Source organism: Propionicimonas sp., from assembly GCF_034927565.1.
Taxonomy (GTDB): Bacteria; Actinomycetota; Actinomycetes; order Propionibacteriales; family Propionibacteriaceae; genus Propionicimonas.
The window spans coordinates 75371-98021 of sequence record NZ_JAYFPT010000010.1 but is presented as its reverse complement, the minus strand read 5'-3'; the positions used below and the strand labels follow the sequence as shown (position 1 = coordinate 98021).

The following is a 22651-nucleotide window of genomic DNA, read 5'->3' as shown; positions in this document are numbered from 1 at the left end:
CCCCTGTCGCCCCCGGCCAGGCGCCCGGACGAGGACAGCGTGGCGCTGAGGCGGCAGGTTCACCCCTGGCGGGCCAGGATCAGCTGCCTGAGTTCGGCGACGGCGGCGGCCAGGTCGTCGCGGCTGGCCGGACGCTCTCCGGGCTTCAGGTCGATCAGTAGGTCGCCGGCGGTTTCCAGGCTTGCGGTTTCCACCTGGGAGACGTCGTCGATGCCCTGCCGACTCAGCGCGAGCGCAAGTTCCCGGTCCTCGATACCGACCCGGGCCAGCGCCGCCCGGTCGGCGTGACCGTCCTTCACCAACGCCACCGGACGGCCCTCCAGCAGGCGCTGCAACCAGCGGCTGCGCTGAGTCAGCACGTCAAGGCCGAGGTCGAAGCCGATCAGGACCACGGCGCCGATCATCGCCCCCAGTACCGAGTTGTCCGGGCCGATGATCGCGTTCTGCACGACATTGCTGAGCAGCAGCACCACCACCAGATCGAGGGAGTTCATCTGGGCGAGCAGCCGCTTGCCGGCCAGCCGCAGCAGCAGGGCGATCCCGAGGTAGACCACCACGGTGCGCAGCACCTTCTCCAGCAGCGGAATGTCCATCGTGATGAACGGGGTGTACCACTCCATGACGTCCTCCTGCGTCGTGCGTGCCCCCAGTCTGCCGCCTGGTCACGCCTCCCAGTCCACCTCCGGCACCCGACGGTACGAGACACCGCGGGCATCCCAGCGCCGGGCATAGCCCGCCAGCCGCCGGGTGAACCCGGCGAAGTCCCGCTGCTGGCCGGGGGCCGGCGCCGGCGACCAGGCCAGTTCGGCAAAGGCCGCCAGCCGCGGGAAGGCCAGCGAGCGCACCGCGTCCAGCCCGCAGAGGTACTCGGTGAAGACCGCCGCCTCCACCCCCAGCAGGTCGGTCTCGGCCAGGCCGTCGATGACGGTGGTCGGCTCCCAGCCGTAGGCCTCCCGCAGGCTGGTCGGCCCCTCGGCCCAGTCCTGTCCGAGGAGGTCGTCGGCGGTGTACTTCATGTCGAAGTAGGCGACGTCGGACGGCGACAGGATCACCTTCCCGCCCTGCGCGACCAGCGACCGTACCCGGGCAGCGTGGCCGTCCTCGGGGATGGTGTAGTTCCAGTACTGCCCGACCACCCCGTCGGGCAGCCCGCCGGCCTGGCCGATCTCGTGCCAGCCGACCGGGATCCGGCCCAGGCCGGTCACCAGCCGCGCTGCCCGCCGGACGTACTCCGCGTACCCCTCGTCCGGGGTGGAAAGGCATTCGTCACCCCCCAGATGAAGCCACGGTCCAGGGCTGAGCTCGGCCACCTCCCGCAGCACCTCGGCGGTGAACCGGTAGACCAACTCGTTGGCGGTGTCCAGGGTCGAGAAGCCCACCTCGTCGCCCTCGTACGGTTCGGGCACCACCCCGGGACAGGCCAGCTCCGGATAGGCAACCAGCGCGGCATTGGTATGGCCCGGAAAGTCCACTTCGGGGACGACGACGATGTGGCGGTCGGCGGCGTGGGCGACGATCCGCCGGAAGTCGTCCTTGCTGTACCAGCCACCGGCCGATCCCTGGCTGCCGGATCGTCCGCCGACCTCGGCGAGCCTGGGCCAGGAGTCGATCTGCAGCCGCCAGCCCTGATCATCGGTGAGGTGCAGGTGCAGCCGGTTGAGTTTCAGGTCGGCGAGGTCGTCGAGGAAGGCCAGGACGTCGTCGGTGCCGAGGAAATGCCGCGCCACGTCGAGCAGGACGCCCCGCCAGCCGAACCGCGGACGGTCGGCGACCCGCAGTGCCGGGAGTCTCCCGTCTGGGCCGACGGGCAGCTGGGAGAGGGTGAGGCGGGCGTAGAACGCCCCGGCGGCGTCACCCGCGACGATCCGTGGACGGTCGGCGTCAGTGGTGAGTTGATAGGCCTCCGGGCCGAGGGCGGGGTCGATCGCCACGTCCGCCGGGTACGAGGCGGGCGCTCCCGGGCCGCTCCGGGACTCCAGCTCCACCGGGAGCGGCAGCAGGCCGGTCCCGGGCTGCAAGGGGCTCTCACCGGCTCGGACGGCAAGGCTGACCGGGTCACCGCCCGCCAGGTCAGCAAGGTCACCGCCCGCTGGGCCAGCAAGGTCGACCGGGTCACCGCCCACTGGGCCGGCGGGCACTCGCCCGGCCAGGGCGGCGACGATCCCGGCGACGGGGCCGGGATGGCCCCGACCCGCGGGATCGGTGGGTCGCCGCTCAGCCACGGGGGTCAGGGTAGCCCAGACCGGAACGGGCCCGGGCCAGGGCATCGGCGCCGCAACCGGCGGCGGTCAGCGCGAGCTGGATCCCGCCCAGGATCGGCGGCGCCGCCACCACCACGGCCCGGGCCAGCGGGGACAGCGCCGCCAACTGGGTGTGGATCGCCGCCATCAGCAGCGGGTCGTGGGCGGCGATGATCCCGCCGCCGAGCACCACCGGCACCGGGCGATCGAACAGCTCCAACCGGTGCAGACAGGCCCGGACGAAGGCGACGATCTCCTCCGCCTGCCGGTCCACCAGCCCGCGCGCCACCGGGTCGCCGGCGGCGGCTGCCTCGAAGACCAGCGGCGGCAGCCCGGCCAGTTCGCTGTCACAGCGGCGGCCGAGGTGGAAGTCCTCGATCACGCTGGCCACCGAGTCGGCCCCCAGCCGCTCCAGCATCCCGGCGGTGAGCAGGGTGGCAGGGCCACGTCCGTCGGCGTCCCGGGCGGCATGCCACAGCACCTGGGCGCCCAGGCCGCCGCCACCGCCCCAGTCGCCGGAGATCTCCCCGAGGGCGGGGAACCTGACCTCCGCCCCGTCGGCGCGCACCCCGATCGCGTTCATCCCGGTACCGCAGACCACCGCCACGGCATCGGGCGCGTCCGTCCCGGCGCGCAGCAGCGCGTAGAGGTCGTTGTCCACCACGGTGGACTCCCCGGCCCACGGCAGCGACGCCAGCCGGGCGCGGTAGACGTCGATCTCGGAGGGAAGGTCGATTCCGGAGAGGTAGAGGTTCGCCTGACGGACCTGACGTCCGTCCGCCACCGCCCGGACCAGGTCGTCGACGATCCGCACCGACCAGCCCAGGTCGTCCAGGTGCGGGCTGGAACCGGGGCCGCGGAGCTGCCCGACCACCGTCCCGTCGAGGGTGGTGGCCACGGCGTCGGTCTTGGAGCCGCCGCCGTCGACCGCCACCACCACCGGCTCGGCAGCGGCGCTTCTCATGCCCACTCCAGGAACTTCCGGTTGGCGGCCAACAGGTGGTCGGCGAGCCGCTCGGCGCGGTGGTACTGGCCCACCAGCGGGTGGGCCAGCAGGGCGCGGACCACCCGGTCCCGGCCACCGTGGATCGCCGCGTCCAGCGCCAGCCGCTCGTAGCCGGCGACCCCGGCGACCAGGCCGGCGACGTCCTCGGGCAGCGGGGCCACCGGCTCGGCGACGAAGCGGCCGCCGGTGAACCGGGCCGGCACCTCGACGACGTGGTCGTCAGGCAGGAACCGCAGCAGCCCGTCGTTGGCCAGGTTCACCACCCGTGGCGGGTGTCCGGCGCCGTTGATGGCGGCCAGGATCTCGATCGCCGCCTCGGAGTAGAAGGCACCGCCGCGGCCCTCCAGGGCGGCCGGCTTGGTGTCCACCGCCGGGTCGGCGTAGAGCTCCAGCAGTTCCCGCTCGATCGCCCGGACGGCCTCGGCGCGGGTCGGCTCGACCAGCTGCTCGGCGAGTACCTCGTCGTGGGCGTAGTAGTAGCGCAGGTAGTAGGACGGCACCATACCCAACTGCCCCAGCAGCCCCGGTGCGAGCTCCACCTCCTCGGCGAGCTCGTCCAGCCGGGAGGCCAGCAGCCCGGGCAGGACGTCGGTGCCGGCCACGTTCACGCTGCGCTCCCAGGTGAGGTGGTTCAGGCCGACGTGGCCCAGCGCCACCTCGTCCGGCGCCACCCCGAGCAGCCCGGCGAACCGGCGCTGGAAGCCGATCGCCACGTTGCACAGCCCGACCGCGCGGTGGCCCTGGGAGAGCAGCGCCCGGATGACGATCCCGACCGGGTTGGTGAAGTCGACGATCCAGGCATCCGGACGGGCGTGCCGGCGCACCACCTCGGCGATCCGCAGCACCACCGGCACGGTGCGCAGCGCCTTGGCGAACCCACCCGGCCCGGTGGTCTCCTGCCCGATGCAGTGCTCCTCGTGCGGCCAGGTCTCGTCCGACTGCCGGGCGTCCTGGCCGCCGATCCGCAGCTGGATCAGCACCGCGTCGGCGTCGGCCACCCCGGCCACCAGGTCGCAGGTGGCCACCACCCGGGCAGGGTGTCCGGCGCGGGCGAGCATCCGGCGGGAGATCCCGGCCACCAGGTCGAGCCGGTGAGGGTCGGGGTCGACCAGGACAAGCTCTGCCAGCGGCAATTGCTCGCGCAGCCGCGCGAAGCCGTCAACCAGCTCCGGGGTGTAGGTGGAGCCGCCGCCGACGATGGCCAGCTTCATCTCTGGGTTCCTTTCTCAGACATGGATCGGGGACGGGACGGTGCGGCGTCAGCCGCCCGCGGTGATGTCGGACACCAGCCGCTCGCGGATCTGGTCGACCAGCAACTGCCGGGCACCGAGCAGCACCGGACGGGGGCCCGTCCGGCTGGGTTGCACGACCAGGCCCGGACGGGGGCCGCCGGCCACCCGGTCGGCGACCAGCTCCGCCAGCGCGGGCCCACCGGCGGCGCTGGTCGGGCCGCCCAGCACCACCAGCGCCGGGTCGAGGACGGCCAGCGCCGAGGCGAGCACCACCGCCACCCGGTCGGCGACCGCGGTCAGCAGCGCCGGGTCTGCGCCGAACCGGGCGGCCAGCTCCGCCGCCGTCCCCGGGACGGTCAGCCCGGCCAGCCGGACGATCGCCGGACCGCCCAGCAGTTCGGTGGCATCGGTGGCGTCCGGGTCGAGCGCCGCGGCAGCGGCCGGCAATGGCAGGTAGCCGATCTCGCCCGCGCTGCCGAAGGAGCCGCGGTGCACCACGCCACCGAGGTCGACCCCCAGGCCGAGGCCCTCGCCCAGCCAGAACAGGACGAAGCTGTCCGCCTGCTGCCCGGCCCCGACGGCGCGTTCGGCCATGGCGGCCAGGTTGACGTCGTTCTCCACCGTCACGTCCAGGCCGAGCGCCTGCTCGATCCGGGTGCGGGCCCCGGCAGCGGGCCAGCCCGGCAGCGTGTCGGTCAGCGAGAGCGTGTCGGCGGCGCTGTCGACAGCCGCCTGGACGCCGACCGCCACCAGCCTGACAGCTCTGGTCCCGACCTGCGCCGCCTCGCAGGCAACCGCCACGGCAGTGCGGATGTCCTGCTCGGGGGTTCTGCCCGACGCGGCCGTCGGCAGCTCGACGACGGGGTGTTCGGCGTCCAGCGCGTCGACCACCACGGCCTGGATGACGGTGGCCTGCATGCTCACCGCCACCCCCAGCAGCCGGTCGGCACGCACCCCGTAGCTGACCGCGTTCGGGCCGCGTCCGCCGGAGACCGTGCCGACGGCGCTCACCAGGCCAGCGCTCTCCAGCCGGCTGATCATCTGGGTGGCGGTCGGCTTGGACATCCCGGACAGCTCGCCGAGCTGGGCCCGGGTCAGTGGTCCCCGCTCCAGCAGCAGCCGGAGCGCCGTCCGGTCATTGTGGGCACGCAGCCAGGTCGGCGTGCCGGGATCGATCTGGGCCACCTTCTCCCTTCCTGTCGCAGGCTGTGGATACGCATCATCGCGGGCCGGGCGGCCGCGGACCAGTCGCTCAGCCATTCCGCCGCACCTCATCGCGGAGCTGGCCGAGCCGGTCGGGGTCGGCGGCGGCGTCCAGCAGGGTCCTGGTGTACTCGTGCTGTGGGTCGAGGATCACCCGGTCGGACGGGCCGCGCTCGACGATGTCGCCGTGGTACATCACCAGGATCTCGTCGGAGAAATGCCGGGCGGTGGCCAGGTCGTGGGTGATGTAGAGGACGGCGAGCCGTTCCTCCCGCTGCAGGTCGGCCAGCAGGTTCAGCACCCCCAGCCGGATCGACACGTCCAGCATCGACACCGGCTCGTCGGCGACGATGAACCGTGCGCCGGGGGCCAGTGCCCGGGCGATCGCCACCCGCTGCCGTTGCCCGCCGGACAGTTCGTGCGGCCGGCGCTGGGCGTAGCTTTCCGCCGGGGTCAGCTGCACCCGCTCCAGCCACCCCAGCGCCCGGGAGCGCACCTCGGCGTCGGCGAGCCTCGGGTGGTGCAGCCGGATCGGCCGCTCGACGTGGTGCAGCACGGTGTGGAACGGGTTGAGCGAGGCGAACGGGTCCTGGAACACCATCTGGACGTGCTTGCGGTACCAGGCCAGCCCGGGGCCGCCGTTCGGGCTCGGCCTGCCGTCGAGGTAGATGCCGCCGGACGACGGGGTCTCGATCTTGGCCAGCATGCGTGCGATCGTGGACTTGCCCGACCCGCTCTCCCCCACCAGAGCCAGCGTGGCACCGGGGGTGAGGCGGAAGCTGGCGTCCTTCACGGCGTGCAGCACCGAGCGGTGCCAGCCGCTGCGCAGCTGGAAGTCCTTGACCAGGTTGCGGGCCTCCAGCAGGTCGGGAACGCCGCCGAAGCCGGTACTCACGCCGCACCTGGATCCGTGGTCGGCCGGCCGGCGCGGACGAAGCCACCGCGCTCGCCGCGCAGGCTCGGGAAGCTGGCCAGCAGCGTGCGGGTGTACTCGTGCTGCGGGTCGCGGTAGATCTGCGCGGCCTCGCCCTGCTCGACGATCCGGCCGGCCAGCATGATCGCGATCCGGTCGCTAATCTCGATCAGCAGGGGCAGGTCGTGGGTGATGAAGATCACCGCGAAGCCCAGCTTCTCCCGCAGCCGCATGATCTCCCGGATGATCCCGCGCTGCACCACCACGTCGAGGGCGGTGGTCGGCTCGTCCATGATCATCACCTGGGGCCCCAGCGCCAGCGCCATGGCGATCATCACCCGCTGCCGCATGCCGCCGGAGAGTTCGTGCGGGAAGGCCGACAGCCGGGACGGATCCACCCCCACCAACCGGAGCAGTTCGGCGCTGCGCTCCTCCCGCTCCCGGCGCGGCATGCCCGGCCGGTGGACGGTGAACACGTCCGCCAACTGCTTGCGGACATTCAGCACCGGGTTGAGGGAGTTCATCGAGCCCTGGAAGACCATCGACAGCTTGTCCCAGCGGAAGCCGCGCAGCGCGCTGTCGGACAGCCGCACCACGTCGATGTCCGCTCCGGAGCTGTCGTGGAAGACCACCTCGCCCGAGGTCATCAGGGCCGGCGGTTTCAGCAGCCGATTGAGACCGTAGGCCAGCGTGGTCTTGCCACAGCCGGACTCGCCGGCCAGGCCGAGGATCTCGCCCCGGTGGAGGGTCAGCGAGACGTCCTGCACCGCTCGCACCGGCGGGTTGCCGGCGTACTCGATGGAGACCTGGTGGGCGCTCAGCACGGGAATCTGGCTCATGCTGCCGCCTCGGGGGCGACCACACTGCGTCCGGCCTTGCGGGCCAGCCGCTGCGACCGCGCCGCCTCGGGGGCGAGCCGCAGCTTGGGGTTGACCACCTCGTCGATGGCGAAGTTGATCAGCGACAGGCCGGCACCCAGCGCGGCGATCACCGCGCCCGGTGGCACGAACCACCACCATGCCCCGGTGCCGACCGCCTGCCCGGTCTGGGCATCGTTGAGCATGGTGCCCAGGGTGATCGACCCGGTCGGGCCCAGCCCGAGATAGGACAGCCCGGCCTCGCCGAGGACAGCGAAGATCACCCCGAAGATGAACTGGGCGGCGATCAGCGGCACCAGGTTGGGCAGGATCTCCACGAAGATGATCCGCAGCGGCCGCTCGCCGGCCACCCGGGCCGCCCAGACGTACTCCCTGGCCCGTACGGATTTCGCCGTCGCCCGCAGCACCACCGCCGAACCCGCCCAGCCGGTGATGCCGAGCACGAAGGCGACCAGCAGCGAGCTGCGGGCCAGCGGTCCCAGCCCCTCGGTGTGCTGGACGTAGGCGGCGATCACCATCACCAGCGGCAGGCCGGGGATGACCAGCATGATGTTGGTGACCAGGGTCAGCAGTTCATCCAGCCAGCCACCGAAGTAGCCGGCGAAGACGCCGAAGATGACCGCCAGCAGCAGCGAGATCGCCCCCGCCACGATGCCGACGAACAGCGACCCCCGGGTACCGTGCGCCAGTTGGGCGAAGACGTCGTAGCCGAGCTTGGTGGTGCCCAGCCAGTGGTCGCCACCGGGCGGCAGCAGGGCGGGGTGGTGGGAGTCGCGCGGATCCTGCGCCAGCAGCGGCCCGACCAGCCCCAGCAGCACGATCAGCGCGACGATCACCAGGCCGGTCAGCAGCTTGCCGGACAGGCTGGGCAGCAGCATCCGGGTGGCCGAGCTCGGCGGCGGGGTGCCGCCGTCCGGCGGGACCGGCGTCACGACCTGGTCGAGACCGACGATCTCAGCCACGATGCCTCACTCTCGGGTCGATGAAGCCGTAGATCAGCTCCATCACGAAGTTGGCCACCAGCACGGTCAGCGTGATGACCAGGAAGACCCCCTGCATCAGCGCGTAGTCCAGGCCCTGGACGGACTGGATCATCAGCTTGCCGATGCCCGGATAGCTGAACACCTGCTCGGTGACGATCGACCCGGCCACCACGAAGCCCAGCGCGATGCCGAAGCCGGCCAGGCTGGGGATCGCCGCGTTCCGGGCGGCGTAGCGGTTGCGGATCTGCCGCGGCGGCAGGCCCTTGGCCTCGGCGGTGGTGACATAGTCCTCGGCGAGGGTCTGGACCATCATGTTGCGCATCCCCAGCAGCCAGCCGCCGACCGACGAGATCACGATGGTCAGCGCCGGCAGGAAGCCATGGACCACCACGCTGTGGACGAACTCCCAGCTGAGCTGTGGCCCGGCCGGGAAGTCGAAGACGTCATAGCCGCCGACGATCGGCAGCAGCCCCAGTTGCACCGAGAAGACCGCCACCAGCACCAGCGCCAGCCAGAAGTACGGGATCGACTGCAGGAAGGTGGTCACCGGCACCAGATGGTCCAGCCAGGTGCCGCGCCGCCAGCCCACCCAGGCCCCGCCCACCAGACCGAGAACGAAGGAGATGATCGTGGCCAGCCCGACCAGGCCGACCGTCCAGGGCAGCGCGCCCGCGATCAGGTCGACTACCGGGGCCGGGTAGCGGGTGGACGAGACCCCGAGGTCGCCGTGCAGCAGTCGGCCCCAGTAGGCCAGGTACTGGTCCCACCAGCTCATGCCCTGGTCGGAGCCCAGGATCGAGCGGATCGAACGGACCATCTCGTCCGACAGCGGCCGGCCGCCGTTGGCCCGGCGGAGCTTGCCGAGCATGATCGCCGCCGGGTCGCCCGGCAACATCCGCGGCAGCAGGAAGTTGAGCGAGATCGCCGCCCAGAGGGTGATGATGTAGAAGCTGATCCGCCGCACGTAGAACGTCACTGGTCACCTCCTGGGTGCAACGGGTGGGCGGTCGGACGCCGGGCGGCGATCCGGCGATGGCGGGTCGACACGGCCTCAGGCGCCGGCCGGCTTCAGGTGGGCCAGCACGATCGCCGAGGCCGTCGACAGGTAGGGCAGCGGGTCGGCGTACTTGTCGGTGTCGGACGGCCAGCCGGTGAAGTCGGCGGTGTTGAAGAAGGCCTGGGAGGCGTTCAGCACCACCGGGATGTAGGGCAGGTCGCGGGCGATCTCGGCCTGGATGGTGGCGTAGGCGGCCTTCTTGCTCGCCTCGTCCTGGGTGGCGGCCGCGGCCTTCACCGCCTGGTCGACCTTCGGGTTGCTGTAGCGGGCGTAGTTCTGGCCGCGCGGTGGCTCCTCGCCCACCTTGGCGGTGGAGGCGGTCTGGAAGTACTGGTCGTAGTTTGAGTACGGATCGGCCACCAGTGACTGGGTGATGCCGTACATCACCAGCTGGAAGTCGCCGGTGGAGATCGGCGTCCAGTACTCGGCCTCGGACACGGTGCGGGCGTTCACCCGGATGCCGGCTGCCGCAGCCTGTTCGCTGATCAGCTTGGCGGCGTCGTTGTAGTCGGTCCAGCCGTCGGGCGAGATCAGGTCCAGCTCGATCGCCTTGCCGGCCTTGCCGTAGAAGCCCTCGCCGTCCTTGGCATAGCCGGCGGCCTCGAGGATGGCAGCGGCAGCGGCGGCGTCCGCCTGCTGCGGGCTGGTCGCCAGCGACTGGTCGGAGAGCCACTCGGCGTCGCGCGGCAGCAGGGCGAAGGCGGGCGAGGCCTCCCCGGCCAGCCCGGCGAAGGCCTTCTCACGAATCGTCGACCGGCCGATCGCCAGGTTCAGCGCCTGCCGCACCGCGACATCGGTCTGGGCACCCTTGCAGCCCAGGTCGGCGTTCGCGCAGGTCAGGATGACCGTCGGATCCTGCTGCTCGTTCATGGTGGCGATCCTGCCGCCGCCGGTGACCGCGTCCGGATTGGCGATGAACTGGCCGACCCAGTCGATCTTGCCGGTGGCCAGCAGATCCTGGCCGGACTGGTTGGAGTCCAGGCCGAGGTACTGCACCTCGGTGACCGCCGGGGCGCCGTCGCGGAAGTTGGGGTTGGCCGCAATCGTGTAGGCCGCCTCGGTGAAGCTCTTCACCAGGTAGGGGCCCGACCCGACCGGGTTGGCGTTGGTGTCGGCCAGGTAGTCGGTGACGTCGGCCCAGATGTGCTGCGGGATGATCCAGGTGGAACCCAGGATCAGCGAGGCCGAGGTGAACCGGGGCTCGGTGTAGGTGATGATGGCAGTGGTGTCGTCCGGGGTCTCGGCGGAGACCATCGCGGCGTCGTGGTTCGGCCCGTAGCCCAGGCTGAAGGCGACGTCGGCGGAGGTGAGCGGCTCGCCGTCGTTCCACTTCTGGCCGGGCTTGATCGTGATCGTCAGCACCTTTCCGTCGGCGCTGTACTGGTAGCTGTCACCGATCAGCCCGACCGGCGGGTCGGCCACCAGCTGGTTGAAGAAGAACAGCGGCTCGTAGATCGCACCGAAGGTCGGGTAGAGCGCGGTGTCGATGTTGAACGGGTTGAAGTTCTCGGCGATCGGGGTGGTGTTGCCGCCCCAGACCCGCAGCGGCCGGCCGGCAGCGGGCTTGGCCGGGTCGCCGGAGTCACCGGAGGCGGACGGCTGCTGGCTGCCCGAACAGCCGGCCAGCAGCAGGGTCAGGGCCGCAGAGCCTGCGACCAGGGCTTTCGCGAGGTGGTGGGTCGGGTGGTGCATCGGTTTCCCTCTCTCGACGGTCGTTGTCGAAAATGTCTCGGACTGGCTCACTCGGCAGTCCGGTGCACTACTGGAAGGAAACCTTACTGTTAAGAATGTTGCCAGTAAAGAGGAGGGCGAGATTCTTCGCGGTGATACCGGTGTAGGTACCAGCGACGCCCCACCGCGAGGGTCGGTGCGGGGTGGAGCGGGTGGGACCGGGACGGGCCGCCGTCCGGTCAGGCCTCGGCGGGAGCGTCGGCCGCGGCAGCCACCCAGCGGGCCACCTCGGCGCGCTCGGCCGGCGTCAGGTCGTCCAGCAATTCCGCAATCCTGGTCCGCACCAGGTCGACCCGGGTCAGCGCCGGACGGTACCGCCAGGCGCGTCCGTCCAGCTCGCGGTGCACGACGCCCTTCTTGCTCAGCCGGTCCAGCACCGTCATCACGGTGGTGTAGGCGAGGTCACGCTGCTCCCACAGCTTCTCGTGGACGTCGCGGACACTCAGTGCGGAATCCTGCGACCACAGGATCTCCATCACTGCATTCTCGAGTTCACCCAGAACGGCCATTTGCCCATGATAAGTCAGGAATCGCAAGGCTACGACGTTCCGTAGTAGTAGAACTGCCACCCGTCCCACCTCGGCGGTTGGCATGCGGTCTACGACAGGCCATAGTAAAGTCCGCAATATGACACCGGACTCCCTTGCCAGATGGCAATTCGGAATCACGACGGTCTACCACTTCTTCTTCGTGCCGATCACCATCGCCCTGTCCATGCTGGTGGCGATCCTGCAGACGATCTGGTTGCGGACCGGCGCTGAGCACCACCTCAAGCTGACCAAATTCTTCGGCAAGCTCTTCCTGATCAACTTCGCGATGGGCGTGGTCACCGGCATCGTCCAGGAGTTCCAGTTCGGCATGAACTGGAGCGAGTACTCCCGCTTCGTGGGCGACATCTTCGGCGCCCCGCTCGCGCTCGAGGCGCTGCTCGCCTTCTTCCTGGAGTCGGTCTTCCTGGGCTTGTGGATCTTCGGCTGGGACCGGCTGCCCAAGAAGCTGCACGTGATGTGCATCTGGCTGGCGGCGATCGGGACGATGCTGTCCTCGATCTTCATCCTGGCTGCCAACTCGTGGATGCAGAACCCGGTCGGCGCCCACTACAACCCGGTCACCGACCGCGCCGAGATGACCGACTTCGCCGCCGTCCTGTTCAACCCGGTGGCCCTGGTCACGCTGCCCCACGTCCTGTTCGGCGCCTACATGACCGCCGGCGCCCTCGTGATGGGGGTCAGCGGCTGGCATCTGGCCAAGCTCAACACCGCGATCGCCGGCGGCGAGCCCACAGCGGCCCAGCAGGGCGAGGTGAAGGCCCACCGGTTCGCCACGAAGTTCGGTGCCTGGGTGCTGCTGGCGGCGTCCGTCGGCACGATCGTCAGCGGCGATCTCCAGGGCAAGATCATGACCGAGGTGCAGCCGATGAAGATGGCCGCGGCCGAGGCGCTCTACACCAGCGAGGGTGGGCCCGGCATCGGGTGTGCAGACTTCTCCGTCCTCACCATCGGTACCCTGGACGGCTCCAAGGAACTCTGGTCGTTCAAGGTGCCCTGTCTCCTGTCCTTCCTCGCCACCGGCACCTGGGACGGCCACGTCGAGGGCATCAACGACCTGCGCGCAGACTTCGAGGCCGGCCGCATCGTCAACCCGGACAACCCGCTCCAGGTCGATGCCCGTCCCCGGCTCGACACCGTGGGGGTGGCCAACTGGGTGCCGAACATCCCGGTCACCTACTGGAGCTTCCGGTTCATGATGGGGCTGGGCTTCCTCGGTATGGCGATCGCAGCCTTCACGCTGTTCACCCTGCGCAAGGGACGGCTGCCGAAGCAGACCTGGTGGTGGACCGGCCTGATGATCGCCGCCCCGCTGTCACCGCTGTTCGCCAACTCCTTCGGCTGGATCTTCACCGAGATGGGACGCCAGCCCTTCCTGGTCAACGGCGTGCTGACCACCGCCTCGGGGGTGTCACCGGGGGTGAGCCCCTTCGAGGTCGGCGCCACGATGGTGCTCTACACCCTGATCTACGGCGTGCTGGCGGTGGTCGAGGTGGGCCTGCTGCTGAAGTACATCAAACTCGGGTTGCCGGAAGTCGCCGAACCCACGGTGATCACCGACGACGACCAACCCCTGACGTTCGCGTACTGAGCGGAGGCAGCCATGGACATCACCACCCTGCAAATCGTCTGGTTCGTTCTGATCGCCGTGCTGTGGACCGGCTTCCTGCTGCTGGAGGGCTTCGACTACGGCGTGGCCATGCTCATCCCCTTCCTCGGCAGGACCGAGAAGGAGAAGCGGGTCATCGTCAACACCATCGGCCCGGTCTGGGACGGCAACGAGGTCTGGCTGCTCACCGCCGGGGGCGCCATGTTCGCAGCCTTCCCGGCCTGGTACGCCACCCTGTTCTCAGGGCTGTACCTGCCGCTGTTCCTGGTCCTGGTCGGCCTGATCATCCGGGGCGTCTCGTTCGAGTACCGGGCCAAGCGTCCCGAGACCAAGTGGCGCCGCACCTTCGACTGGTGCGCGGCGATCGGCTCCTTCGTGGTCGCGCTGGTGCTCGGCGTGGCGTTCGCCAACTTCCTGATCGGGCTGCCGGTCACCCCGCTGCCGGCGGTCACCGCCCAGGCCACCACAGCGGTGTTCATGCTCACCCCGGCGCCCTACCTGCTGCAGTTGTTCAGCCCGTTCGGCCTGCTGGGCGGGGTCGTGCTGGTGGTGCTCTTCCTGTTCCACGGCTCGATCTACCTGACCGTGAAGACCCGCGGCGTCGTGCAGGACCGGGCGCGAGCCTTCGCCACCGTGATCGGCCTGGTGGCGATCGTCGGCGGGGCGCTGTTCCTGGTGCTGCAGAACACGGTCATCCACCCCACCGGGTGGATCGGTTGGGGGCTGCTCGTCGTCGCCGCTGCCGGGCTGGTGATCGGCTGGTGGTTCGTCGGACGGGGCGGACGTCCCGGCCTGGCACTGACCGGTACCGGCGTCAGCATCATCGCGGTGGCGGCCGGGATCTTCACCGCGATGTTCCCGAACCTCGGCTTCGTCAACGCCCCCGGGGCGGCGATGCAGTTGAACATCGCGACCGCGGCCTCCCAGGACTCGACGCTGACCATCATGCTGATCGCGGCGGTGATCTTCGTCCCGATCGTGCTCGGCTACACGGCCTGGACCTACTGGGTCTTCCGCCGGCCGCTGAGCGTTGACAACATCCCCGACGACGAGCCCGCGCCGGCCCACGCGGGCTAGCGGCTGTCACACCAGCTTGGCTGAGCCAGCCAGTGGCGAGCGGAGGTGTCGCAATCCTGCCAGTCGATCCCGCGCAACGGCCTTTTCCGGCCGGCCAGCGGCATCGAGACGCAGGATCGCGACACCCATGGCTGAGCTGAGGAGGCGCCCCTGATGCCGGGTCCGCTCGACCCACGACTGGTACGGCGCGCCCGTGCGACCAGGGTCTTCCTGGCCGGCGGGCTCGCCGTCGGCGTCGCCACGGCGCTGCTGACCCTCGGCCAGGCGCGGGTGCTGGCCGACAGCATCGCAGGCGTCTTCTCAGGCGGCGGCGTGGCCGGCCTGCCGGCTGCGGTCGGCGTGCTGGCGGCGATCTTCGCCGGCAAGGGGCTGCTGGCCTGGGCCAACCAGTGGCTCGGGCAGCGCGCGGCGGCGGCCGTGAAATCACAGTTGCGGGGCGAGATCGTGCGGGCGCGGCTGGCCCGTCCGCTGTCGTCGGGAACCTCCACCGCGTCCCTGATCACCCTGGTCACCAAGGGGCTGGACGCGCTCGACAACTACTACGCCAAGTACCTGCCACAGCTGCTGCTGGCCGCGACCGTGCCGCTGATCGTGGGGCTGGCGGTGCTGGGCGCCGACCTCACCTCGGCGGTGATCCTGGCCGTGACGCTGCCACTGATCCCGCTGTTCATGATGCTGGTCGGCTGGACCACCCAGGCCCGCACCGAGCGCCGCTGGGCCACCCAGAACCGGTTGGCCAACCACTTCGCCGATCTGGTCGCCGGGCTGCCTACCCTGCAGGTCTTCGGCCGGGCCAAGGCCCAGGTCGAAGGGTTGCGCCGGACGGAGGCCGCGCACCGCAGCGAGACCCTCGGCACGCTGCGGATCTCCTTCCTGTCCGCGCTGGTCCTGGAACTGCTGGCCACCCTCTCGGTGGCCGTGGTGGCGGTCACCGTCGGCTTCCGGGTGGTCTTCGGCGACCTCGACCTGGCCACCGCGCTGTTCGTCCTGATCCTGGCCCCGGAGGCCTACCTGCCGGTCCGCCAGGTGGGGGCCCACTTCCACGACTCGGCCGACGGTGTGACCGCCGCCGACGCCGCCTTCGCCCTGATCGACGAGGCCCGCGGGGAGGGGGCGGCTGGACCCTCCGACAGCCCGGTCAGCACCCCGACGAGCCGCGGCGACGCCCCAGCACACGAGGCCGCCCCCACCACCCCCGCGAGCACCCCGACGAGCCCGACCGTCAGCCCTGCCGGTGCCGTCCCCACCCCGGCGTCGCTCTCGTCCCCAACCCCCCATTGCGCGTCCACCACGGACGGCCCCGTGCTGGTGGTGGACGGTGTGGCGCACACCTATCCGGGAGCGGACCGGCCAGCGCTGGAGCCGACCTCCTTCGCGGTCGGGCCGGGGGAGATCGTGGCCCTGGCCGGTCCCTCCGGTGTCGGGAAGTCGACCCTGCTGCACGCGGTGATGGGGTTCCTCTCCCCTGCCGCAGGCCGGATCGAGCGGTCCGGGGCGATCGCCTGGGTGGGGCAGCAGCCGGGGCTGGTGCATGGGACGGTGGCGGACAACGTCCGGCTGGGCCACCCGGGGGCAACCGACCTCGCCGTCCGGGAGGCACTCGACCTGGCCGGAGCGGCTGCCCTGCCGGCCGACCAGCTGATCGGCGACGACGCCGAGGGGGTCTCGGCAGGCGAGCGCCGCCGGATCGCCGTCGCCCGGGCGCTGCTGCGGGTGACGCTGGGACGGGCGCGCCTGCTCGTTCTGGACGAACCGACCGCCGGGCTGGACGCCGACACCGAGGCGATCCTGCTCGGCACCCTGCGCCGGCTGGGCGTCGCCGTCCTGGTCGTGAGCCACCGTCCCGCGGTGCTCGCCGAGGCCGACCGGGTGGTCACCCTCACCGGCGCGCCGCCGGTGTTGTCCGGCGAGTACGACCAACAACCCCCGAACACCTGTCCCGACGACGGCCCGGGGCACCGGGCCCACACCACGATCCCGGCCGCCACTGCTGAACGCCCCCGCACGGACCTGCCAGTCGCCGACGACCGGAGCGCCCGGACGGCCCCGTCCCACTCTCGCGCTGAAGGAACCCCGGCAGCCGCCGCGGCCGGCCAACCCGCCGCGCAACCCGGCCTGGAATCCGTCGGCCGAACCGGGAATCGCGGCTCTCTCCTCCACCGGGTGTTCGCGGCGGTTCCCGGCGCCCGCGCCCGGCTGGTGGGAGCCGTCCTGCTCTCCTTCCTGGCCACCGGGGCCTCGGTGGCGCTGATGGCCACCTCCGGCTGGCTGCTCTCCCGGGCAGCCGAGCACCCGCCGGTCCTCTACCTGAGCGCGGCCGCCACCCTGGTGCGCGCGTTCGGCATCTCCCGCGGCGGCTTCCGCTATGTCGAGCGGCTGGCCAGCCACGAGGTGGCGCTGCGGCTGCAGTCGGCGCTGCGGCTGGAAACCTACGCCACCCTGGCCCGCACCACCCTGCTGGGTCGCCGCCGGGGCGACCTGCTCTCCCGGGTGATCGCCGACGTCGAGGCGATCCAGGATCTGGTGGTGCGGGTCTGGATCCCGTTCGCCTCCGCGGCGCTGGTCGTGCTGGTGACCTCCGCAGCGCTGGCCGTCCTGTCGCCGGCCAGCGCCGGCGTGCTGCTGCTGAGCGCCCTCCTGGCCGGGCTGGTGGTTCCCGAACTCGCCCGCCGGGTCTCCCGCAAGGACGACAGCGCGCTGGCCGGGTTGCGCGGCGACCTGGCCGACGCCGTCCACGAACTCAGCCATGCCGCCACCGATCTGGTGGCCTACGACGCCGCCGACACCTACCTGGCACGGTTCACCGCCACCGACGCCCGACTGCGCGGCCACGAGGGACGGGCGGCGAGGGTGCAGGGGCTCGCCGAGGGTTTCCAGTCGCTGGCGGCCGGACTCGCGGTGACCGGGGCACTGTGGTTCGGTGGCCATCAGGTGGCCAGCGGCACCCTGCCGCCGGTGATGCTCGCCGTCCTCACACTCACCCCACTCGCCCTGCACGAAGCGCTCGGTGCGCTGGCCCAGGCCGCCCAGACCGCCACCCGCGCCCGGACCGCGCTGCGGCGCGTCGAGGCGGTGCTGGACGCCGAGCCGGTCGGGTCCGGCGACGTCCCTGCGGTGCTGGTCACCGATGTCACCCCACACCTCACCCTGACCGGGCTGGACGCCGGCTGGCCCGGCGAACCGCCCGTCGTCCGCGGCCTCGATCTTGCGGTCGCCCCGGGGGAGAAGGTGGCCCTGGTCGGCCCGAGCGGGGTCGGCAAGACGACCGTCGCTGCCACCATCCTCGGCCTGATCGACCCGCAGGGTGGCAGCCTCGAGCTGGCCGGACGCCCCGGCTACCTCGCCCAGGACGCCCACATCTTCGGCACCACGATCGCCGAGAACGTCCGGATCGGGAACCGGGACGCCACCGACGCCGACATCACGCGCGCCCTGTTGCGGGCCGGGCTGGGAGGGCTGGCGCCGTCCCGGCTGGTCGGTGAAGGCGGGACGGCCCTGTCCGGTGGTGAGGCCCGGCGGCTGGCGCTGTCGCGGCTGTTCGTCGGGGACTACCAGGTGCTGGTGCTGGACGAACCCACCGAGCATCTCGACGCGCCCACCGCGACGGCCCTGGCCGACGACCTCTGGGCGAGCAGCGCCGACGTCCCGGTGCTGGTACTGACCCACGACCCGGCGTTGGTCGCACGCTGCGACCGGGTGGTCGAGCTCAGCGGGCCTCCAGCCGCCTGAAGGCGCCGTCGGCGGCCCGCAGGTCGCCTGCCGTTCCCTGCTCGACCACCCGCCCGGCGTCCAGCACGACCGTCGGAGTCTGGTCGGGGATCAGGTCGGCGCGGTGGGTGATCTCGATGGTGGTCAGGCCGACGCGATGGTGGGCCAGTCGATCGCGGACGAGGTGGGCAGTGCCCGCGTCCAGCTGACTGAGCGCCTCGTCGAGCACCAGGATGTCCGGCGCGGCGACCAGCGCCCGGGCGATGGCCAGCCGCTGGAGCTGCCCGCCGGAGAGGTTCAGGCCGCGTTCGGCGATCACCGTCGCCAGCCCGTCCGGCAGGGCGTCGACGTCGAACCCCGCCACGGTGGCAGCCCGGCGCAGTTCGTCGTCGCCGGCCGTAGGGGCGGCGAGCCGCAGGTTGTCGGCGATCGTGCCGGACAGCAGCGTGGGTCGTTGTGGGACCAGCGCCACCCGGCCGCGCAGTTCGTCGAGCGCCGCCTCCCGCACGTCCACGCCATGGACGCGGACGCTGCCGGTCTGGGCATCCCAGCCACGCAGCAGCAGCCCGGCCAGGGTGGACTTGCCGCTGCCGGACACTCCCACCACGCAGGCATGGCTGCCGGACGGGAAGGTGGCGCTGACCTCGGTCAGCGCCGGGACGGAGGCGCCCGGGTAGCTGAACGTAACCTGGTCGAACTCGACGGCGGCAGGTTCGGCGGCGGGCGGAGTGCCAGGTGGCGTGGGTCGCCCACCGGCGGAGTCGGGCATGCCAGCAGCAAGGACGCCTGAGGACGGGGTAGCGGCCGAGGTGGAAGGAATGGCGGCCGGGATAGGCCGGGGCCGCTTGGGGTCGCGCACCAGGGGCGGGGCGTCGGTCACCTCGCGCACCCGGGCGGCGGCGGCGAAGGCGGCATCCAGCCCGGTGACGAAGTCATCCACCCCGCGAGCGGGAGCCCACAGCCCGACCGCGACCGCCAGGGCAACGGCGACAGCCGCCGGCGGCAGGCCGGCCGCGCTTCCAGCAGTGACCACCGCCACCAGCGTCAGCAACTCCAGCACCAGCAGCGTGGCAGCCCGGATCCCGTCGACCCGGCCGGCCTGCAGGCGAGCGCCGGTCAGCGCGTCATCGGCATCAGCCAGCCCGGCCAGCCGGGAGCGCTGAATGCCGAAGCCCAGCACTTCGCGGACGCCCTGCAGGTCGTCGCCGAGGTGGGCGGCGAGCCGTCCGCGGCGGGCGGCCACGCGATGCGAGCCGCGCCAGGTGGCTCGTCCGCTCAGCAGCGGCACGACGACCACGATCATCACCACGAAGCCGGCAATGACCAGCGCCAGCCGTCCGTCCACCGCAGCAGCCAACCAGCCCAGCGCGAGCGCGGGGACGACCACCGCGGCGACCGCCGGTGGCAGGGTATGGGCGAAGAAAACCTCGATCCGGTCGATGTCACGGGTGGCCCGGTCGGTGAGTTCGGCGCCCGCCCGGCCCTGGGTGGCGGCCGGGGCCTGCGGCACCAGCCGGGCGAAGAACAGTTCCCGCAGCCGGGCCAGCGAGGTGAAGGCGACGAAATGGCCGGCGTAGTGCTCGAGGTAGCGCAGCAACGCCTTGGCCAGCGCCACCACCACGAGGAGGCCGAGCAGCCCGGGCAGGGCGGGCGTCCGTCCGGCAGCGGCGTCGGCGAAGGCCTGCGCCACCTGCACCAGCAGGACGATTCCGAGCACCTGGTTGGCGATCCGGGCCACCACCGCGATGCTCAGCGGCGCCAGCAGCGCCCGGGTGTGCCCGACCAGCCAGCGGGCCAGCTCCCGGCGGCTACCGGCGGCGCTCATACCTGCTCCCGCGGTGATGCAGCGTCCGGGTTCGCTGGGGTGGACGGTTCCGTCGAACCAGTAGCAGCCGACCCCTGCTCGGGAGCGTGGTTCGAGGGAACCGTCCCCATCGGGCCGGTTGGGGGAGGGGTCTTGTTCGAGTCAGCGAGGGTGACAACGCGGTCGGCGGCCAGGATGGCGCCGGGACGGTGGGCGATCATCAGGACGGTACGGCCGGCGGCCAGCCGGGCGAGCGCGGCCAGGATCGCAGCCTCGGCGGCCAGGTCGACCTGGGAGGTGGGCTCGTCGAGCACCAGGATCGGGGCGTCCCGCAACGCGGCCCGGGCGATCGCCAGCCGCTGCGCCTGGCCGCCGGAGAGCAGCCGGCCGTGCTCACCGACCTGGCTGGCCAGCCCCTCGGGCATCGCCTCGACGTCGGCCCGCAGGCCGGCGAGGTCGAGCGCCTCCCAGAGCCGGGTGTCGGTGGCGTCCGGGGCAGCGATCCGCAGGTTCTCGGCGATCGTGCCGAGGAACAGGAAGGTGCGCTGCTCGACCACCGCCAGCTGTGACCGCACCACATCGGGGTCGGTGGCGGACGTGTCGTGCCCGGCGACCAGCACCCGTCCGGACGAGGGCAGCAGATGCGCCTGGACGAGCGCACTGACCGTCGATTTGCCGACCCCGGTCGGACCGACCAGGGCGACCTTCTCCCCCGGTTCGACATCGAGACTGAAGCGCTCCAGAACCTGGGCACCGTCCGTCCACCCCGCTGTCACCTCCTCCAGCACGATCCCGGCACCCCCAGACCCACCCGTTTGTGCGGACTTGAGCGGGGTACGGCCCGCCTGATTCCCGGCCGAACTCCGCACAAACGGGACGTGGGGGGAGGGGGTGGCGAGGTGGTGGCGGAGTTGCCGGACGGACGCCCGGCCGCTGATGCCGATGTAGAAGAACTGGCCGATCACGTCGACCGGCGCCACCACCAGCACGGTCATGAGCAGGATGGCGATGGCCTGGCCGAGGGTGAGGTCACCGGCGCCGATCCGGCCCAGCGCCAGGCCGGCAGCGGCCACCACGATCGCCAGCGAGAAGGCGGCGTCCACCACGAAGATCAGCACCTGGTTGCCGGCCAGCAGCCGCATCACCTGACGGCGGTGATCCTCGCCGCGGCGGGCCAGATCCGCGGCAGCGCGGTCGGCCGCCCGGGCGTAGACCAGCGTGTCGAGGGCCTGGATGGCTTCCAGGAAGGACGAGGTGAGCGCGGTCTGGGTGCGCCGATAGGCGGCGCCGACCGGGCTGACCAGCCGCTGGAAACCGCCCACCAGCAGCGGCACCACCAGCACCAGCAGGGCCAGCCAGCCGGCGATCGCCGGGTCGACGGTGAGCGCCATCACGCCCAGCACAAGGAAGGGGGTGGTCAGCGAGCCGACGATCGGGCCGAGGAAGCCGGCCCGGTAGCTCGCGGCCTTCTCCACGGCGGTAGTGGCCAGCGAGAGCAGTTCGCCGGAGCGTCCGTCCGTCCCGACCACGCCGAGGTCGAAGGCCTTGGCGACCACGCCCTGTCGCAGCTCGCGCTCGGCCCCAGACGAGGCCCACTGGGTGAACCAGGCGCCACCGGCCGCCGCGCCGGCGGCCACGACCACCAGGCCCAGCAGCAGCCAGAGCTGCCCGGCCCCGCCGCCGTCCAGCGCGACCCCGAGCCGCCAGAACAGCAACGCGGTGGCGGCCGCGCCGACCCAGGAGATCGCCGCCTGGCACCATGGCACCCAGCCCGGCACGGCCTCACGCACGCCAGGGACGGCCGGTGCGGTCACGAGAGACGGCGGGCGCAGTCGGGGCAGGTGCCGAACACCTCGAGGACGTGCCGGGTGATGGTGTAGCCACTGTCGCGGGCGACCTCGCGAATCCAGTCCTCCAGCGGCGGCTGGATCTCGATCGCCTTGCCGCACGACTCGCACACCAGGTGGTGGTGGTGGCCGCCGGGGGCACACACCCGATAGAGCACTCCGCCGGCGTCCGGGATGGTGTCGGCTCTGCCCTCGGCGGCGAGGGCCGCGAGCTGCCGGTAGACGGTGGCCAGCCCGACCGAGTCGCCCTGGCTCACCAGCTTCTGGTGCAGATCCTGGGCGGAGACGAAACCGGGCGAGCCCTCCAGCGCGCGCCAGACGGCTTCCTTCTGCGCGGTGCGTCGGGTTGCCGGGGCCGTGCCCACCATGATCGCTCCTCTTCGGTCGCTGCTACTGAGAATCTATGCCATTTTTCCACAACGTTAGGAAGGCCGACAGGGGCCAAGCGCGGACGTGGTCGGGGAGGATCAGACTCCGGTTGGTCCACACGCCTGCCGGGAGAATCACCGAGCAGCGCCCAGCCGTCCAGCCCTCCCACTCACCACCCCGGCCGTCCTGAGGCATTGTCATCCTTGGGCAAGCTGTGATCCGGGTTCCGTCCTCGGGGGCTTGATCACAGCTTCGCCATGGGTGGCGAGCCAGCATCGGAATGCTTGCGCAAGCTGTGAGTGGCATTCCGTCCTTGGCCGTGGCGTCACAGGTTGGGGTGATCCACCACCCCACTCACCATCCCGGGAGCCGCCGCATCGACCCCTCGGCCCAACATCGACCGCTCGCCTTCGCGCCGAGCGCCTGGCCCCTGGGACGGGCGCTCA

17 protein-coding genes and 1 pseudogene are annotated in these 22651 nt (G+C 71.5%); 4 read left to right on the top strand and 14 right to left on the bottom strand.

The genetic code is table 11. The features are described from left to right. Nucleotides 1-59: 59 nt before the first annotated feature. The 11 genes from VB080_RS03220 to VB080_RS03170 all read right to left on the bottom strand — a co-directional run bounded on the left by VB080_RS03220 (nt 60) and on the right by VB080_RS03170 (nt 11752). Nucleotides 60-620, bottom strand: a complete 561-nt coding sequence (locus tag VB080_RS03220; protein ID WP_323416979.1) for a DUF421 domain-containing protein — start codon at nt 618-620, stop codon at nt 60-62. Between the two features lie 42 nt (nt 621-662). Further along, entirely contained in the window at nt 663-2222 is a 1560-nt protein-coding gene (locus VB080_RS03215; RefSeq protein WP_323416978.1) for a family 20 glycosylhydrolase, read from the bottom strand. Beyond that, nucleotides 2215-3204, bottom strand: coding sequence for an N-acetylglucosamine kinase (locus tag VB080_RS03210; RefSeq protein WP_323416977.1), 990 nt, complete (start codon nt 3202-3204; stop codon nt 2215-2217). Before VB080_RS03210 ends, VB080_RS03215 begins: the two co-directional genes overlap by 8 nt. Then, nucleotides 3201-4457, bottom strand: a complete 1257-nt coding sequence (locus tag VB080_RS03205) for a 6-phospho-beta-glucosidase (RefSeq protein WP_323416976.1) — start codon at nt 4455-4457, stop codon at nt 3201-3203. Before VB080_RS03205 ends, VB080_RS03210 begins: the two co-directional genes overlap by 4 nt. A 48-nt stretch (nt 4458-4505) precedes the next feature. Next, nucleotides 4506-5738, bottom strand: a complete 1233-nt coding sequence (locus VB080_RS03200) for an ROK family transcriptional regulator (protein ID WP_323416975.1) — start codon at nt 5736-5738, stop codon at nt 4506-4508. Continuing rightward, nucleotides 5731-6576, bottom strand: coding sequence for an ABC transporter ATP-binding protein (locus VB080_RS03195; RefSeq protein WP_323416974.1), 846 nt, complete (start codon nt 6574-6576; stop codon nt 5731-5733). Before VB080_RS03195 ends, VB080_RS03200 begins: the two co-directional genes overlap by 8 nt. Beyond that, the gene (locus VB080_RS03190) at nt 6573-7433 is read right to left on the bottom strand and encodes an ABC transporter ATP-binding protein (protein ID WP_323416973.1); all 861 of its coding nucleotides are present in this window, start codon (nt 7431-7433) and stop codon (nt 6573-6575) included. Before VB080_RS03190 ends, VB080_RS03195 begins: the two co-directional genes overlap by 4 nt. Next, nucleotides 7430-8434 carry an ABC transporter permease gene (locus VB080_RS03185; RefSeq protein WP_323416972.1) on the bottom strand — a complete coding sequence of 335 codons (1005 nt, stop codon included), beginning with the start codon at nt 8432-8434 and terminating at the stop codon, nt 7430-7432. Before VB080_RS03185 ends, VB080_RS03190 begins: the two co-directional genes overlap by 4 nt. Beyond that, nucleotides 8427-9431 carry an ABC transporter permease gene (locus VB080_RS03180; RefSeq protein ID WP_323416971.1) on the bottom strand — a complete coding sequence of 335 codons (1005 nt, stop codon included), beginning with the start codon at nt 9429-9431 and terminating at the stop codon, nt 8427-8429. Before VB080_RS03180 ends, VB080_RS03185 begins: the two co-directional genes overlap by 8 nt. 75 nt (nt 9432-9506) lie before the next feature. Further along, nucleotides 9507-11204, bottom strand: a complete 1698-nt coding sequence (locus VB080_RS03175) for an ABC transporter substrate-binding protein (RefSeq protein ID WP_323416970.1) — start codon at nt 11202-11204, stop codon at nt 9507-9509. Nucleotides 11205-11422: 218 nt separating this feature from the next. Beyond that, on the bottom strand, nt 11423-11752 hold the full coding sequence (locus VB080_RS03170) for a BlaI/MecI/CopY family transcriptional regulator (protein WP_323416969.1): 330 nt from the start codon (nt 11750-11752) through the stop codon (nt 11423-11425). 118 nt (nt 11753-11870) lie between these two features. Here VB080_RS03170 and VB080_RS03165 point away from each other — a divergent pair, with 118 nt between their 5' ends. The 4 genes and pseudogenes from VB080_RS03165 to cydC all read left to right on the top strand — a co-directional run bounded on the left by VB080_RS03165 (nt 11871) and on the right by cydC (nt 18206). Beyond that, nucleotides 11871-13382: a cytochrome ubiquinol oxidase subunit I gene (locus tag VB080_RS03165; RefSeq protein ID WP_323416968.1), complete on the top strand. Its 1512-nt coding sequence runs from the start codon at nt 11871-11873 to the stop codon at nt 13380-13382. A gap of 12 nt (nt 13383-13394) precedes the next feature. Beyond that, nucleotides 13395-14477: a cytochrome d ubiquinol oxidase subunit II gene (gene cydB, locus VB080_RS03160; protein WP_323416967.1), complete on the top strand. Its 1083-nt coding sequence runs from the start codon at nt 13395-13397 to the stop codon at nt 14475-14477. Between the two features lie 153 nt (nt 14478-14630). Beyond that, nucleotides 14631-16358 (top strand): annotated as a pseudogene (gene cydD / locus VB080_RS03155) (thiol reductant ABC exporter subunit CydD); the annotation flags it as partial. 234 nt (nt 16359-16592) lie between these two features. Further along, a complete protein-coding gene (cydC, locus tag VB080_RS03150) occupies nt 16593-18206 on the top strand; it encodes a thiol reductant ABC exporter subunit CydC (RefSeq protein WP_416339591.1) in 1614 nt (537 codons plus the stop codon). Here the strand turns inward: cydC and VB080_RS03145 are convergent. From VB080_RS03145 to VB080_RS03135, 3 genes are read right to left on the bottom strand one after another with little or no spacing between them, the layout of a single operon-like run. Further along, nucleotides 18184-20010: an ABC transporter ATP-binding protein gene (locus VB080_RS03145; protein ID WP_323416966.1), complete on the bottom strand. Its 1827-nt coding sequence runs from the start codon at nt 20008-20010 to the stop codon at nt 18184-18186. The two genes, cydC and VB080_RS03145, sit on opposite strands and share 23 nt — an antisense overlap. Beyond that, nucleotides 20007-21779, bottom strand: a complete 1773-nt coding sequence (locus VB080_RS03140; RefSeq protein ID WP_323416965.1) for an ABC transporter ATP-binding protein — start codon at nt 21777-21779, stop codon at nt 20007-20009. The genes VB080_RS03145 and VB080_RS03140 overlap by 4 nt, the downstream gene beginning before the upstream one ends. A 20-nt stretch (nt 21780-21799) precedes the next feature. Next, nucleotides 21800-22204 (bottom strand): transcriptional repressor, encoded by a 405-nt coding sequence (locus VB080_RS03135; protein WP_323416964.1) that lies wholly within the window; start codon nt 22202-22204, stop codon nt 21800-21802. Nucleotides 22205-22651 lie beyond the last annotated feature (447 nt).